The following is a 14389-nucleotide window of genomic DNA, read 5'->3' as shown; positions in this document are numbered from 1 at the left end:
GGTTTTTCGATGTTTCAAAATTTTAAAAATTGAAACAATTCGAATGTCCTCGAATCAATGTCATTGTTTATCGAATTTATTCTGTAAACATCAATTCGTATTTTGCGCGCAGTTCTCTTCTGAGCAGTTTCCATCCGTTCACCCGCGGCAATTCGTCCACGGTCAGGATGTGTCTCGGAACTTTGTAACCGGCTAAATGCTCTTTTGCAAAGTCGGACAACTCTGCAGGGCTCTCGCAGCCCGCGCGCCAGATAACGGCTGCAATCGGAATTTCGCCGCGGTGGGGGTGAATGATTCCGAAAACGGCGGCGTCAGCAACATCCGGATGCCGAAGCAAAATGTCTTCAACTTCGGTCGGATAAATTTTCCAGCCCGACATGACGATCATATCTTTTTTTCTGTCCGTTAAACAAAGGCGTAAATCCTGATCGAGATAGCCGATGTCACCGGTCAAAAACCAGCCGTCGGCTAAAAATGCTTTTTTCGTCTCTTCGGGCATGCCGTAATATCCTTTTGCAACGGCAGGTCCGCGCAGTGCGATTTCGCCGGCTTCGCCTTGTTCAAGCTCGCGATCGGGATCGTTTTCATCAACGATCTTGACTTCCGAAAAGCAAACGGGATGTCCGACGCTTTGGAATTTGTCGGCGGTTGCATAATCGACGGGACGGATAACGGTTCCCGTTCCGATGACGATCGTTTCTGAAAGTCCGTAGGCGTTGACGACGGGAATATTGTATCTGTAATGAAAAGTTTTCCAAATTTCATGGTGAAGCGGGCCGCCGCCGGAAATGATTTCGCGGACGGTTTTGATACGCTCTTCTGTTCCGGACGGACAATTGACAAGTGAATGGATGACGGGCGGCATTCCGGAGAGTGCCGTTACTTGATGGGTTTCAATCAAATGCAGATAATTTTCAAGTTCGTAGCGTTCCTGCATGATGAAAAGCGCGCCTGCTCGAAGTGCTGCGATTCCCCAGCTGAGGCCGACGTGTCCCATCGGGTAAATGCCTAAATAAACGTCGGATTCCGTGAATTCCATAACATCGACTTCGTTTGAAATGGCGGCAAGCCAGTTGCCGTGCGTCAGCATTGCGCCTTTCTGTTTTCCTGTCGTGCCTGATGTGTATTGAATTTGACACAAATCTTCGGGATTTGTCGGCGTCGGCGGCAGGATCGGATGATTTCTCATTTCTTCAATTCCCGTCGGGACAAATAATGAAAGTGAAAGTGAAAGATCGGCGTTTTCGTCATCGAAAGAATCAACGCCGTCTTCATCGGTAATGACGAGGCGTACGCCGGCGTTTTGAATCATATATTCTAACTCAAATTTTGTGTAAACGCGGTTGGTCGGAACGGCAACGGCGCCGATTCTCCAAATCGCGAAGTATGAACAGAGATATTCGGGAGAGTTATTCAAATAAATTAAAACACGGTCGCCTTTCTCGATTCCTTTTTCTTTCAGCTTTTCGGCGAGTCCCGACGCGATTGAAAGAATTTCGGCAGATGTGTAATATGTATCCCGTTCGGGGCAATGAAAGACGTTTTTGGAAAGTCTTCTCATATTTGCATCTAAAAATGTGGTTATGTTTAACATAAGTCAATGTCCTTTAAAGTTCTACAATGAACAAATATGTTCATCAAATATAAACATTCTCTTTACCGAAATCTAAATCCAACAAAATTAAAATTAAAATCAAAATTAAAATTGAAAAAAGTCAAACCTAAACATCCAATTTTCAAAAATCGTTGAACCCGAACGCCCGATAAAACCCTAAAAAATGTTTAATCTTTGAAAAAAAGAAGGCGTTCCGTTTTGAATAATTTTGATAAAAGATGATGTTTCAATTGATTTTAGATTGAATAATATTTCAAAAACCGCCCCCGCAAGTTGAGTTTCCGAGCGTAGCGAGGAAACGAGACTTGGCGGATTCTTCCCATACGAAACAAAAAATGCAAAACCTCTGACTTTTAGCTGCTTTCCGGCTCCTGCTAAGCGAAACAATCTGCAACTGTCTTTTACGGTTGCGGTTCCTGCCAAGCGGAACAATCTGCAACTGTCTTTTAATGTTGCTGCTGCGAGTCAGGTCTGCGCTTCTGCCTGTATCTGCTCATTTTAATCGTAATCCGTTCGCATTCGCGAACGTGTTGCCGCTACCTTCAGGTTTCCGTTTGCCGGTCAGGTTTGCGCAGCAGCAACCCGCCGCGCGCGAGCTGCTCCGTTTTTCATTTTGATTTGAAAATCGCCTGCCGTTTTTAAAAATGAAGAAAAATTGGACGAAAATTTTAGAAAAAAATTAAAAATATTTTAAATCTCTTTAATCAGCGAAATCGAATTGCAATCCGGATATTTAGAACAATTGACGCAATCGGCCCATATTTTCCACGGCAGTTCTTCTCTTTTGATTTCGGTGAATCCTTTCTTTTTGAAAAACTCCGGGCTGCTTGTTAAAACAAATAATTTGCCTAGCCCGATCGTTTTGGCATCTTCGATACAGGCTTCCAAAAGTTTCGTTCCGTTCCCTTGGCGCGTGTACGGTTTGGCGACGGCGAAAGAAACAACTTCTCCCAAATCTTCCCAATCCGGATGAACACCGCAGCAGCCGACAATTTTTCCATTGTCTTCCATGACCGCAAAATCCCGAATGTATGTATAAAGACTGTCCAAAGAACGCGGCAGCATACACCCGTCAGTTGCATAGGAATTGATCAATTCCTTCATTTCAAAAACGTCGCTCATTTTTGCTTTTCGAATCAAGACGCCACCCCGGCAGAATTGTTTTGTTTCAAATTCATTGTGAGAATAAAAAACAATCGGTATTTTTTGAATGCAGATTTAAATCGTTTTTCTATTTTTATTGAGTTCGTTCATTTCGTTTTTCATTTGTAATCAGCGAGCGCGGGAGGATTCGAACCCCCGGCCTGCAGCTTAGGAGGCTGCTGCCATATCCGCTAGGCCACGCGCCCCGGTTGAACATTTTCCTAATGTTTGTCTTACATATTAATTATTCTATTTGGAGGGCGGTGTTTGTAAAAAATCGCTTTGCGATTTTCAGGCTTCGCCGGTTTGCAGTTGGAGGGCGGTGTTTGTTTGCAGCGGGAGGGAGGCGTTTATGAAAAAATCGCGAAGCGATTTTTTTCGCCACCTTTTTGCGGCTGCCGCCCGCCCGCGCGAGCCGCTCCGTTTTTTATAAATTTTTCAAACAGGTGCCCGGTTTTTATTTTACATCATCAAACAAATCCGTACGCCATTTTTACTTTTTATCCCCGACAATAAAATCGAAAATCGTTCGTTTTTCAAAATACGGCGCTATGTCAGCACATGCTTTTTTTAACTTCAAATATTTTTATATACGTTTTGCTCATTCATATTCATTAATTATGTCGGATTTCCCGATGTAGATGAGTAAATTTTGTTTATCGTTTTAACAAAGGTAGGTTATTTTACAACGAAAATTAGGGGATAAAAATGCAGAAAATTGCAAAAACACTCGTTTTATCTGTCTTGATTTTGCTTCTTTTCACAAGCGTCGCTTCCGCCCAGGAATGGGTCGTTACATCAGGCGGCGACACAGGCAAAGTCAATCTGAGCATGATTAATTTAGACAACATGACGCTTCGCGAAGCCATCGCAAAAGCATCTTCCGGCGACACGATCGTTTTCGCCGATAACGTCACATCCGTTGCCATCATGAACGGCACATTAAACATTTCCAACGACATCACAGTCGGCGGAACCACAAAAGTCACTGTCGGACGCGACTCCAGCCCCGTCACGCAAGAAATGGCGATCTTCACCGTTTCCGGCGCAAACGTCACTTTCAAACAATTAACAATCGAAAACGGATACGTCACAAACGGAACCGGCGGCGGCGTTTTAATCGACCGCGCAAACGTTACTTTTGATGCCTGTACGATCCAGAACAACAGAGCCGACACAGGCGGCGGCATTTATGTTGCAAACAGCAGCAATGTCAAGTTCGTCACTTCTTCCATTTACAAGAATACGGCATCAACAGACGGCAGCGCTCTTTACATTAAAAGCGGCAACGTCGAATTCCAAAACACAATCGTCAACGGTCACTCCGACAAATACAATTTGATCAAATTGGACCAGGGAAAAATTACGGCCAACCAATCCCGCGTCATCAACAACGCAATCACTTCCAAAGGAAGTCCGGTCAACGCTTCTTCAGGCACGATCGTTGAATTCAAAAACAGCACTTTCTCAAACAACACCGCAACAGAAAGCGCAGGCATCACCTCTTATGGTACATTGATCGTTGAAAGTTGTGTCTTTGACCAGGGCGTCACGACCGGAAGCGGCGGCGGCATTACTTTGATGAACGGCTCCACAGGAACCATCAAGTATTCCGTTTTCTCAAACGCCAATGTAACAGATGACGGCGGCGGCATTCACGTTGCAGCCAACGCATCGGCAACAATTGACACCTGTACGTTCCTCAACAACATCGCCAACTACGGCGGCGCTTTCTTCAGCCGCGGAACAGTGAACGCAACAGGCATTACGGCAGTCAACAACACAGCCAAATTCTTCGGCGGCGCTGTCGCTTTGTGGAATGACGGCAACGCGACATTGACAAAATCGGTTCTTGCAGGAAACACAGCCAAATCCAACAATACGGCAAAAGATGTCGGCGGCGGCGGTTTGAATATTTCAAACAGCGTTGCAACGATTTCAAACAACGTGATTGTCGGAAACACTGATCCGAGAAACGTTGACTTCGGCCAGCTCAACGCAACCGTCAATAGCGGCGGCAACAATTTGGTCGGAACCTATAACGGAAACGGCAGATTCCCGATTGATTCGACCGATGTCTCCGGCATTGAAGTCGAGAATGTTTTCGTCATGCAAAACGGTCTTCCCGCAGTGACAAGATCCACAGGATACACGGCAGGCTACGACAAAGTTCAGGTTTACACTGTTGCTTTGAACAGCAGCGCCGACAACCCCGCAGCCGACATTCTCGGCGGCAACGAACAAACACCCGAGCCCGATCAGCCCTCTGAAAATGAAACAAATCAAACGCCGGTCGAACCCGAGCCTGAAGACTCCGGCAGCAGCTGGACGAAATGGTTAATGTACGGCATCATAGCCATTGTCCTTTTGGTCATCATTGCTGTTGCAGGCGTTTTATTGTGGAAATATAATGAAAAGAGAAAATACAAGTTCGGTTAATCCGCATTTGTGTTGTTAAAGGCTTGAAGCCTTTAACCTTTCTTATTTTTTTAAACTTTTTGCTTCATTCTTTTTTGATTTTCAAATATCAATTCCGTTTTTGATAATTTATTCAAAAATGTGGCAGCTCGCGCGCGATGCCGCCGCGCATCAGATTGCAGAGTCTGAATCTGTACTCATCCGAAGAGTCGAATTTTTAAATCACCTGTCTTATTCATAGTCATTACATTAATCAGCAGATTATTCAATTCAATTATTCAAAACAATTACTCAAAACAATTACTCAAAACAATTGCTCAAAACAATTGCTCAAAACAATTGCTCAAAACAATTGCTCAAAACAATTGCTCAAAACAATTGCTCAAAACAATTGCTCAAAACAATTGCTCAAAACAATTGCTCAAAACAATTGCTCAAAACAATTGCTCAAAACAATTGCTCAAAACAATTGCTCAAAACAATTGCTCAAAACAATTGCTCAAATTCTTATTCAAATTCAATTACAAATCATCAAGGTGAATTAAAATGACGGAATTAAATGTTGTTAACAAAGTGCCGCAAAGACCGAGTCAGCCCGCCCGCGAGTCGGGCGTTGATATGAGCCGCATCAAAAACGTTTTTGTCGTCATGAGCGGCAAAGGCGGTGTCGGCAAAAGCACTGTCGCCTGCGCGCTTGCTGCGGGCTTAGCCGTTGCCGGCAATCATGTCGGATTAATGGACTGCGACATGCACGGGCCGAGCGTTCCGGCAATTTTCGGAATCAAGCCGGAAGATTTGCAGGTCGTCGGCGATAAAATGATTCCCGCAAAGCCCGAGCCGAATCTGAATCTCGGTGTCATTTCAATCGGTTTGCTTTTGCCCGATGACGATACGCCTGTTATTTGGCGCGGTCCGGCAAAAGCGGGCGCGATTCAGCAGTTTTTCACCGATGTCGACTGGGGAAATTTGGATTATTTGATCATCGATCTGCCGCCCGGAACCGGAGACGAGCCGCTCGGCATCATGCAGCTTTTGCCGAAAAACAACGGCGCAATCGTTGTCACAATTCCGCAGGACATTGCGCTCACAAGCGTCCGCAAATCTTTGACTTTCCTTCAAAAACTGGAAGTTCCGCTGACCGGAATTGTCAGCAACATGGACGGGCTCATTTGTCCGCACTGCGATGAACGCATTGATCTTTACAACTCCCGCGGACCGAGCGGTCTTGAGAAAGCGGCGGCTGATTTCGGCGCGGATATTTTGGCGCGTTTGCCGATGGATCCCGCTTTTTCAAAAGCGGAAGAAGAAGGAAAAATGGTTGAATGGATGATGAACGAATCCGAATGGACCAAGGAATTCAAAAAAGTGTTGGAAGCGGTTGAAAAGAACAGTTTAAAACAATAATCATCAACCGAAATAATCAAAATAGTTGACCAATCAAATCGCAATCAAATTACAATCAAATTGCAATCAAACCACAATCGAATTGTAATCAAATCGCAATCAAATCCTATCGAGTTGCAATCAAATAATAATCGAATTCGAAACAAATATCAAATTCCGATAATTATAATTTTTTGATTTACAATTCCTTTCATCGTTCGTTTCATATTTATATTCGCTCGATTTGTCGTTGTCGGGCGATTACTTTTTTTTGAATTGTACTTTTCAGAAATTATATATACGATGAAAATGATTGTTTACTCTACGATTCAATTTGGTTTACAATCGGGTCATTTGATATTACTTTATTTATATTTTTTATTTATTCTTCCAACTGTGGTATTTATGAGTGAAACTCTTGATAATTTCAATAACAAAGACGATTCCGTCAAAATTAAGAAAATGGTCTTAGCTGCTCTCTTTGCGGCTCTGATTGCGGTCGGCGCATACATCAAAATTCCGATCGGGCCGATTCCGATTACGCTTCAGACTTTTTTCGTTCTGCTTGCGGCGGTGACGCTTGGCAGAAACTGGGGAACCGTCAGCGTCATTGTTTATCTTCTTGTCGGTTTCATCGGATTTCCGGTCTTTGCAGGCGGCAACAGCGGACTCGGCATCCTCTTCGGCCCGTCCGGCGGATATCTGTATTCATTCATAATCGTTGCATTCCTGTGCGGTTGGCTCAGTGATATTTTTTGGAAAAAAGCACGTTCAAAAAGTGCGGAAAACATTTCCAAAAAATCAGCAAATGATTCCATTATCATGTTCGGCATTGCCGTATTGGGAAGCATTATTATCTTAGGCGTCGGTACGGTTCATTTCGCGTTTTCGGGATCAATTCCAATCGGCACCGCATTTTTGAGCGGTTTCGTTCCGTTCTTTGCGGGCGACATGATCAAATCAATTGCAATCGGAGTGGTTTCTCCGTCAATCATTAAAAAAGTGAATTTCAAAAATTTTTGAAGTAAAACGGTATTGAAAGCCGAATTGACTTCATTCAAATCATTATTCATCACAATACACTAAATTAAATCACAATAATACAAAAACAAATTTAATACGAACATTAATACAAAATCAAAAACGAATGCCTCGTCAAACATGATGCGGACTGAGGGGACAAATTATGGCAGACAAAACGGAAATATCCGTGAAAGAAGAAATTTCCGAGGAAAGATCGGAAACAGAATCCGAAATGTCGGGACAGGATTCTGAAATCAAATCGGAACAAGATTTTGAAATCAAATCGGAACAGGATTCTGAAATCAAATCGGAACAGGATTTTGAAATCAAATCCGGGCAGGATTCCAAATCCGAAGCGGAATCTGAAATCGAAATCAGCTCTGAAATCAAAACTGAAACTAAAATCCGAACTGATACTGAGATTGGAACTGATACTGAGATTGGAACTGATACTGAGATTGGAACTGATACTGAGATTGGAACTGATACTGAGATTGGAACTGATACTGAGATTGGAACTGATACTGAAATCGGAATTGAAACCGAAACTGAAACCGATTCGGAAAGCGAAAGCGCTTCAAATCCGAATGAGCGCGAAGTCGTATTTGACGCGGAAAATCTTTCTTTTGCATATCCCGGCGGCTCTCCTATTTTAAAAAATATTGATTTGAAAATTTACAAAGGCGATTTCACGATCATTGTCGGATTAAACGGCTCGGGGAAATCCACTTTTGCTTACCATTTAAACGGTCTTCTGCGGCCGACATCGGGAAGCATGAAAGTTTTCGGCAAAGACACGAAATCCCGAAAAAATGTTTCTGCGATTCATCGAGAAGTCGGCATCGTTTTTCAAAATCCGTACATGCAGTTTGTCGGAAATACGGTTGAAGAAGACGTCGCGTTCGGTCCCGAAAATCTCGGGCTGGCGCGTGATGAAATCAAACAGCGCGTTTCCAATGTTTTAGAAACCGTTCATCTCAAAGATTTGTCTTATCAGGACCCCTCAACGCTCAGCGGCGGAGAAGCGCAGGCGGCGGCAATTGCAGGCGTTTTGGCAATGGATCCCGAGTGTATCGTTTTTGACGAAGTTACTTCGATGCTTGACATTGCTGCCGAAGACCGCATTTTAAAAGTGATTGACGAGCTTCGCGAGCGCGGAAAAACGCTTGTTTATATCAGTCACAATCCCAAAGATTTGCTGAAAGCCGACAGAATCATCGTTTTCGAAAAAGGTGAAATCGCATTTGACGGCGGTCTTTCGGAGTATATTTCGTCAGGTAAATACCGCCTTCCCGATATGGTTGAATTGCTCAGATATCTTCGTGAAAACGGCATTGACGTTTCCGAAACCACTGCCGACCCGAAAGCGGCAGCGGAAGAAATCTTAAAACAAATCGGACAAACCGAACATAACGAACAAATCGAACATAACGAACAAATCGAACATAACGAACAAATCGAACATAACGAACACGTCAATCATAACGAACAAATCGGACATAACGAACAGATTGAATATAACGATCAAAACGAACAGAACAAGCAAGTCGATCGAAACGAGCAATTTGAACAAAACGAACAAAACGGAAACACATACGGCAAATCAATTTAAAAACGGAGCGGAAATGTACAAACAGTTTTTACCTTATGTCGACGGAAAATCCTTTTTACACAAATTGGACCCGAGGACAAAAATCATTACTTTGATGATATTGAGTATTATCATTTTCAATATTCATCGCTTGTGGAGTTTAATCTCTATTCTTCTTCTGTTTGTCGTTGTTGCCGCGATTGCGCGTATTCCTCTTAAAAAGCTGGTCGTGTCTGTCAGACCGATGCTCTTTTTCATCATTCTTGTGTTTCTGCTTCAGTTTATTTTTGCGCCGGCAGCCGTTTTTTCTGACGCGACGCTTTCGGTGAAGATTATGGATGACCGAATCAATGAATTTGATAAGCAATACGTGATTCGGGAATATGACAGCGAAAATCAGATTTATCGCTTGCAGTATTTTGGAGGTGTTCATGATCCGTCTTCGGATGTGATTCTCCAAGGCGGTGAGGTCGATTATTTTATTGTCATTAAACCGCCGCCTGATAATTCCTCCGTGCAGGCAGGCGATTCCGAATCCGGCGAGCCGAACGCTCATTTTGAAATCGGTCATTTAAGAATCGAAAGAGTCCCTCTTGATCAGATTCCCGAAGAGAAGCTTCGCGAATTTTCAGTTGAAGTCATTCCCGCAGAGCCTGATCCGCATAAGCGCATCAATTTAGACCATCCGGTCGTCTATCAAATCAAAGTTGCTCCTGAGACGAGTTTTTCGATTTACCCGAGTATGTACAGTTTCATAACGGGACTCGGCGTCGCTTTGAAATTCGTTTTGCTGATTTTGTTCGCATCATTGATGGCGGCAACAACAAAGCAATCGGCATTGGTTCAGGGCATTGAAAGACTGGTTCGCCCGATTCCGCTGAAATGGGCGAATATTACATCTCATGATTTGGCGCTCATGATCTTCCTGACAATTCGGTTTATACCGCTTCTGATTTCAACGTCGGCTCAAATCAAAGTGTCGACGACTTCCCGCGCTTTCAGGCCGTCAAAGCATCCGATGCGCGCGATTAAAATCATATCGACATCACTGGTCAACTCAATCATCAATTTTGCCGATGATGTTTCAAGAGCGATGCTGAACAGAGGATATACCGGCGTCGGCAAGACTTCCATGAATGAATTGAAGTTCGGCAAAAGAGACGGCGTTTTCTTCTGCTCATTTGTCGTTGTGATGCTTTTTATCATCATCTCCGTCGGCTGGCTCCAGCTTTCAATCGGAACGTATCTCTGAGTCAGACATTTCAATCAGTGAACAAATCAATTGAACAAATCAATTGAACAATCTGTCATTATTGAATTTCAATAAAAATGCAAGGGGCAGGTCATATTGTTTTGTTTTTTTGAATTTTTTTATAGAAACCTATCAACAAATAAGTATCTTTTTGATACTATGTTGTTTTATAGCATTACGTCAAATAAATGACAAAATGAGACGGTTTTAAGAATCTTTTTATTTATCAAATCATATTGGGTTATTAAATCCGAATTTAAATTAATTTATTTGATTTGCATTTAATTTATGTTTAATTTGCTTACAATTTTAAGTTTTAGGAGTCAAAACGATGCTTCAAATTGAAGATTTATGTGTGGAGGTGGCAGGGCGTCCGCTTCTTAAAAATGTATCGCTGACGGTGGAAAAGGGCGAGACGACGATTTTATTCGGGCCCAACGGCGCCGGCAAGTCCGCGCTTTTGAGCACGATTATGGGATTCTCCAATTATAAAGTGACATCGGGGAAGATTTATTTCAAAGGCAAAGACATCACGGAAGCGCCGATTGATGAGCGCGCCAAGATGGGAATCGGTATCATGTCTCAGCGCCCGCCCAACATTGCAGGCGTTAAGCTCCGCGATTTATTGGAAATCGAAGCCGGCAGCAAATCTTCAAATTTGAATGAAATGGCCCGCTCCATTGACATGGAACGCTTTTTGGAACGCGATATCAATGTCGGCTTCTCAGGCGGCGAAATCAAGCGCTCCGAACTTCTTCAGCTCAGTATCCAGCAGCCCGATTTCTATTTGCTTGACGAGCCTGAATCCGGCGTCGATCCGGTCAACATGGCGCAGGTCGGAAACATGATCAAGAATCTGATTTGCGACAACAAAAAATGCACTGCAAAAGACCCGAATCGAAAATCCGCGCTTGTGATTACGCACACGGGCGAGATCTTGGATTATTTGGCGGCCGACAAAGCGTACATTCTGTGCGACGGAACCGTTATGTGCTCCGGTAATCCGACGCGTTTGCTCAGTGAAATCAAAACTCAAGGGTATGAAGAATGCATTCGCTGCAAGCTGAATGATTTGAAACAGCTTGACTGAGGTGGAAAAATGGCAGAAAATAAGTGCAATGCAAATGATAATGCAAAAAATGCAGATCAAAATACAAATGATAATGCAAATAATGCAAACAAAAACGCAAACAGTAATGCAAACAAAAACGCAAACAGTAATGCAAACAGTAATGCAAACAATAACACAAATAATGCAAATGACAAAGAGACGATTGAGCGCGTCAAAAAGTCATTGAACAAGGAAGCCATGTACGGCGGTCATGTGGATTTGAAAATGTATCATATTCCGGATGAGTCGCTGAAGGTCAATAAGATGACCGATTTGGATTCGATGATCAAATCGTCTTTAACGAATGTCGGAATTTCCGCTGACGGCGATGCCGGCGGCAATTTTTTGATGTACAACAATAAAGTTTCTCATCGTTCTTCTTCGACAGAAGGTTTGGAAATTATGTCTGTTAAGGAGGCGCTTCTGAAATACGATTGGCTTCAGGATTACATGTGGAAGCTTGTCAATCCGGAAACGGACAAATATACGGCCGAGAGTTTCGTTGAGGATTCCGACGGCTATTTCATTCGTGTTTTGCCGGGCGTTAAAGTGGATACTCCCGTTCAGTCTTGTTTGATGATCGGCTCGGAAAAGGCGCTTCAAACGGTTCACAATATTATTATTGTTGAAGAAGGCGCCGAGCTTGAAGTTGTGACCGGATGTCTGACGCATGACAATGTTAAGCGCGCGCTTCATATCGGTGTTTCTGAGATGTATGTCAAAAAGAATGCCAAGCTGACGTTTTCGATGATCCATGATTGGGATGAATCGGTCGAGGTTCGCCCGAGAACGGGAATCCGCATCGAAGAGGGCGGTCAGCTGACCAACAATTATGTTTGTATGAAGCCTGCAAAATCGGTTCAGTCCAATCCGTCTGCTTATTTGGAAGGCGAGGGCGCGGCGGCTTACTTCAACACGATTGCTGTTGCTCATCCCGGATCTGTTTTGGATACGGGAAGCAAAGTTTATTTGAACGCGCCGCACACGAAGACTGAAATTATTTCAAGAACGATTACGATCGGCGGCGAAGTGATTTCCCGCGGCGACATTATCGGAAATGCGCCATTCGTTTACGGTCATTTGGAATGCAACGGTTTGGTTCTCAGTGAACATGGTTCTCAAAAAGCGATTCCGGCGCTTGAAGCGCACGCGATGGATGTTGAAATGACGCACGAAGCGGCAATCGGCAGAATCGCGCGTGATCAGGTGGAATATTTGATGACGCGCGGGCTTGATGAAAATGAAGCAACAGGTTTGATTGTCCGCGGTTTCTTGAGCGCGGGAATTGAAGGTATTCCTGAAATTTTAAAAGAAGATATTGATGATATTATTAAGAAAACGGCGGATGCATCTTAATTCGCTTTTTTCTTTTTCTTTTTATCATTTTTTCATGACATTAAATTTAATGCGTAAGAATCATCCATACTCTTAAATATTATAATAGTTAATTGTTGCTTGAAGTTTTAAAGAACATTCAAGTTATTGATATTTATCGAATCGTATTATTGTTTGGCTTCTTTTCAGAATCCATGTAACAAGCTATGACGATTCTTAGAGTCGTCATAGCTTATCTGTTTTTGCCTGACTTCAGGAAAAAAATATGAATTCGAAAATCAAATCAACAAATATACACCTTAACGCAGTTTGTAACTATCGCTGCGGATTCTGTTTCGCTAAACATCTTGACGACATTTTGATGACTCCAGACCAATGGAAGTCAATTTTCAATGATTTGAAAAAGATGGGGATAACCAAGATTAATTTTGCCGGCGGTGAGCCGACATTGTATCCTTATTTTATTGAGCTCTGTAAGCTTGCAAAAAATATGGGATTCACTGTCTCAGTTGTCACCAACGGTTCCAAAATCGACTTTCAATTGATCCAAAAAATGAAAGGAATTGTTGACTGGATCGGGCTTTCTATCGATTCACCGGACAACGAGGTGGAGAAAGCGGTCGGCAGGCAATGCGCCCATATAAATCACATTGAAAATGTCATCAAAGTGGCTGATTTAGCGCATGAAAACGGCATCAAAGTCAAACTCAACATTACGGTTCTTCACCAATCATGGGATCATGATTTTTCCGCTTTGATTCGCAGAGTGAATCCTGAAAGGGTGAAGGCTTTCAAAGTGCTGAAGCTCGAAGGGGAAAATGAGGACAAGTACGGCGAATATTCCATAACGAATGAGGAGTGGAATCATTTTGTAAAAACACATAAAGAATTCCTCCTCTCCAACAGGAAACAAATAATTTTTGAAGGCGAGGACGACATGGTTGACAGTTATTTCATGTTAGATCCTCGGGGAATGATAATGCGTAATTCCGGAAACAAGGTCTTCTATCAGCCTTTCAGCATAATCCTGTCAAACGGGATTGAAACGGTTGTCGATTCAAAAAAATATCACGGCCGTGGTGCAGAATACGATTGGGGGTGCTCTCAATGACTAAGATTCCGCTCAAAAAATATTTGAAGACACCCGCTCCATGGCAGGTATGGTACGCTTATATTCCATTCGAAGATGGCGGAATCGGCAAAAGAAGACCAGTCTTAGTAGTGGAGCTGAATGGTTCATCCTGTACGGTTCTGGAAATTACAAGTAAACAACCACTTTATGCGGTTGATGTTTCGATCATTGATCTCAACACGGCAGGGCTGAGTCAAAATTCTGTGGTGCAGATTCGGAAAGCAAGGACAATCTCAAAAGAATCGTTGGGATCATATTTAGGAACTCTTTCTCGTGATGATAGAAATACTGTAAAGAAATCCATTGATTGGTGGAATAATAGCGATTTAAAAAATACATATGATGGTATGCGCAAAGTGCAAGGGCTGTTTAGGTCGTGAAACTCT

General features: G+C 43.0%; 14 protein-coding genes and 1 tRNA gene. 11 read left to right on the top strand and 4 right to left on the bottom strand.

The window, feature by feature from the left end; translation table 11 throughout:
• Window positions 1-76: 76 nt before the first annotated feature.
• Together MmiHf6_RS05470 and MmiHf6_RS05465 are read right to left on the bottom strand one after the other, a co-directional pair.
• Entirely contained in the window at window positions 77-1594 is a 1518-nt protein-coding gene (locus MmiHf6_RS05470; RefSeq protein WP_316556797.1) for a class I adenylate-forming enzyme family protein, read from the bottom strand.
• 177 nt (window positions 1595-1771) lie between these two features.
• Window positions 1772-2038, bottom strand: a complete 267-nt coding sequence (locus tag MmiHf6_RS05465) for a hypothetical protein (protein WP_316556796.1) — start codon at window positions 2036-2038, stop codon at window positions 1772-1774.
• A 26-nt stretch (window positions 2039-2064) separates the two neighbouring features.
• On the opposite strand from MmiHf6_RS05465, the gene MmiHf6_RS05460 reads away from it, so the two are divergent.
• Window positions 2065-2232: a hypothetical protein gene (locus MmiHf6_RS05460; RefSeq protein WP_316556795.1), complete on the top strand. Its 168-nt coding sequence runs from the start codon at window positions 2065-2067 to the stop codon at window positions 2230-2232.
• Between the two features lie 73 nt (window positions 2233-2305).
• Here MmiHf6_RS05460 and MmiHf6_RS05455 read toward each other — a convergent pair whose 3' ends face one another.
• Window positions 2306-2755 carry an N-acetyltransferase gene (locus tag MmiHf6_RS05455; protein ID WP_316556794.1) on the bottom strand — a complete coding sequence of 150 codons (450 nt, stop codon included), beginning with the start codon at window positions 2753-2755 and terminating at the stop codon, window positions 2306-2308.
• Window positions 2756-2891: 136 nt separating this feature from the next.
• Window positions 2892-2964: transfer RNA gene (locus tag MmiHf6_RS05450), tRNA-Arg, on the bottom strand.
• 47 nt (window positions 2965-3011) lie between these two features.
• Between MmiHf6_RS05450 and MmiHf6_RS05445 the strand changes: the two genes are divergently transcribed.
• From MmiHf6_RS05445 to MmiHf6_RS05400, 10 genes are all read left to right on the top strand, one after another.
• The gene (locus MmiHf6_RS05445) at window positions 3012-3191 is read left to right on the top strand and encodes a hypothetical protein (RefSeq protein WP_316556793.1); all 180 of its coding nucleotides are present in this window, start codon (window positions 3012-3014) and stop codon (window positions 3189-3191) included.
• Window positions 3192-3466: 275 nt separating this feature from the next.
• Window positions 3467-5197, top strand: a complete 1731-nt coding sequence (locus tag MmiHf6_RS05440; protein ID WP_316556792.1) for a right-handed parallel beta-helix repeat-containing protein — start codon at window positions 3467-3469, stop codon at window positions 5195-5197.
• Window positions 5198-5722: 525 nt separating this feature from the next.
• Window positions 5723-6580 (top strand): Mrp/NBP35 family ATP-binding protein, encoded by an 858-nt coding sequence (locus MmiHf6_RS05435; RefSeq protein WP_316556791.1) that lies wholly within the window; start codon window positions 5723-5725, stop codon window positions 6578-6580.
• Between the two features lie 384 nt (window positions 6581-6964).
• Entirely contained in the window at window positions 6965-7582 is a 618-nt protein-coding gene (locus MmiHf6_RS05430; protein WP_316556790.1) for a biotin transporter BioY, read from the top strand.
• Between the two features lie 163 nt (window positions 7583-7745).
• Window positions 7746-9194, top strand: a complete 1449-nt coding sequence (locus MmiHf6_RS05425) for an ATP-binding cassette domain-containing protein (RefSeq protein WP_316556789.1) — start codon at window positions 7746-7748, stop codon at window positions 9192-9194.
• Window positions 9195-9207: 13 nt separating this feature from the next.
• Window positions 9208-10425 (top strand): energy-coupling factor transporter transmembrane component T family protein, encoded by a 1218-nt coding sequence (locus MmiHf6_RS05420; RefSeq protein ID WP_316556788.1) that lies wholly within the window; start codon window positions 9208-9210, stop codon window positions 10423-10425.
• A 331-nt stretch (window positions 10426-10756) separates the two neighbouring features.
• On the top strand, window positions 10757-11515 hold the full coding sequence (locus MmiHf6_RS05415) for an ABC transporter ATP-binding protein (RefSeq protein WP_316556787.1): 759 nt from the start codon (window positions 10757-10759) through the stop codon (window positions 11513-11515).
• Window positions 11516-11524: 9 nt separating this feature from the next.
• Window positions 11525-12892 carry a SufB/SufD family protein gene (locus tag MmiHf6_RS05410; RefSeq protein WP_316556786.1) on the top strand — a complete coding sequence of 456 codons (1368 nt, stop codon included), beginning with the start codon at window positions 11525-11527 and terminating at the stop codon, window positions 12890-12892.
• 244 nt (window positions 12893-13136) lie between these two features.
• The gene (locus tag MmiHf6_RS05405; RefSeq protein WP_316556785.1) at window positions 13137-13982 is read left to right on the top strand and encodes a viperin family antiviral radical SAM protein; all 846 of its coding nucleotides are present in this window, start codon (window positions 13137-13139) and stop codon (window positions 13980-13982) included.
• Entirely contained in the window at window positions 13979-14383 is a 405-nt protein-coding gene (locus tag MmiHf6_RS05400; RefSeq protein ID WP_316556784.1) for a type II toxin-antitoxin system PemK/MazF family toxin, read from the top strand. Before MmiHf6_RS05405 ends, MmiHf6_RS05400 begins: the two co-directional genes overlap by 4 nt.
• Window positions 14384-14389 lie beyond the last annotated feature (6 nt).

This window comes from Methanimicrococcus hongohii (assembly GCF_032594095.1).
Taxonomy (GTDB): Archaea; Halobacteriota; Methanosarcinia; order Methanosarcinales; family Methanosarcinaceae; genus Methanimicrococcus; species Methanimicrococcus hongohii.
Note: the sequence above shows the minus strand (reverse complement) of the source record. Positions and strands in the feature narration are given on the sequence as shown.

What these genes read in the sequence shown, in the direction of transcription:
- MmiHf6_RS05440 (WP_316556792.1), top strand. Translation starts at nt 3,467, where the DNA reads ATGCAGAAAATTGCAAAAACACTCGTTTTATCTGTCTTGATTTTGCTT.
- MmiHf6_RS05410 (WP_316556786.1), top strand. Translation starts at nt 11,525, where the DNA reads ATGGCAGAAAATAAGTGCAATGCAAATGATAATGCAAAAAATGCAGAT.
- MmiHf6_RS05405 (WP_316556785.1), top strand. Translation starts at nt 13,137, where the DNA reads ATGAATTCGAAAATCAAATCAACAAATATACACCTTAACGCAGTTTGT.
- MmiHf6_RS05435 (WP_316556791.1), top strand. Translation starts at nt 5,723, where the DNA reads ATGACGGAATTAAATGTTGTTAACAAAGTGCCGCAAAGACCGAGTCAG.
- MmiHf6_RS05420 (WP_316556788.1), top strand. Translation starts at nt 9,208, where the DNA reads ATGTACAAACAGTTTTTACCTTATGTCGACGGAAAATCCTTTTTACAC.
- MmiHf6_RS05425 (WP_316556789.1), top strand. Translation starts at nt 7,746, where the DNA reads ATGGCAGACAAAACGGAAATATCCGTGAAAGAAGAAATTTCCGAGGAA.
- MmiHf6_RS05460 (WP_316556795.1), top strand. Translation starts at nt 2,065, where the DNA reads ATGTTGCTGCTGCGAGTCAGGTCTGCGCTTCTGCCTGTATCTGCTCAT.
- MmiHf6_RS05430 (WP_316556790.1), top strand. Translation starts at nt 6,965, where the DNA reads ATGAGTGAAACTCTTGATAATTTCAATAACAAAGACGATTCCGTCAAA.
- MmiHf6_RS05415 (WP_316556787.1), top strand. Translation starts at nt 10,757, where the DNA reads ATGCTTCAAATTGAAGATTTATGTGTGGAGGTGGCAGGGCGTCCGCTT.
- MmiHf6_RS05400 (WP_316556784.1), top strand. Translation starts at nt 13,979, where the DNA reads ATGACTAAGATTCCGCTCAAAAAATATTTGAAGACACCCGCTCCATGG.
- MmiHf6_RS05470 (WP_316556797.1), bottom strand. Translation starts at nt 1,594, where the DNA reads ATGTTAAACATAACCACATTTTTAGATGCAAATATGAGAAGACTTTCC.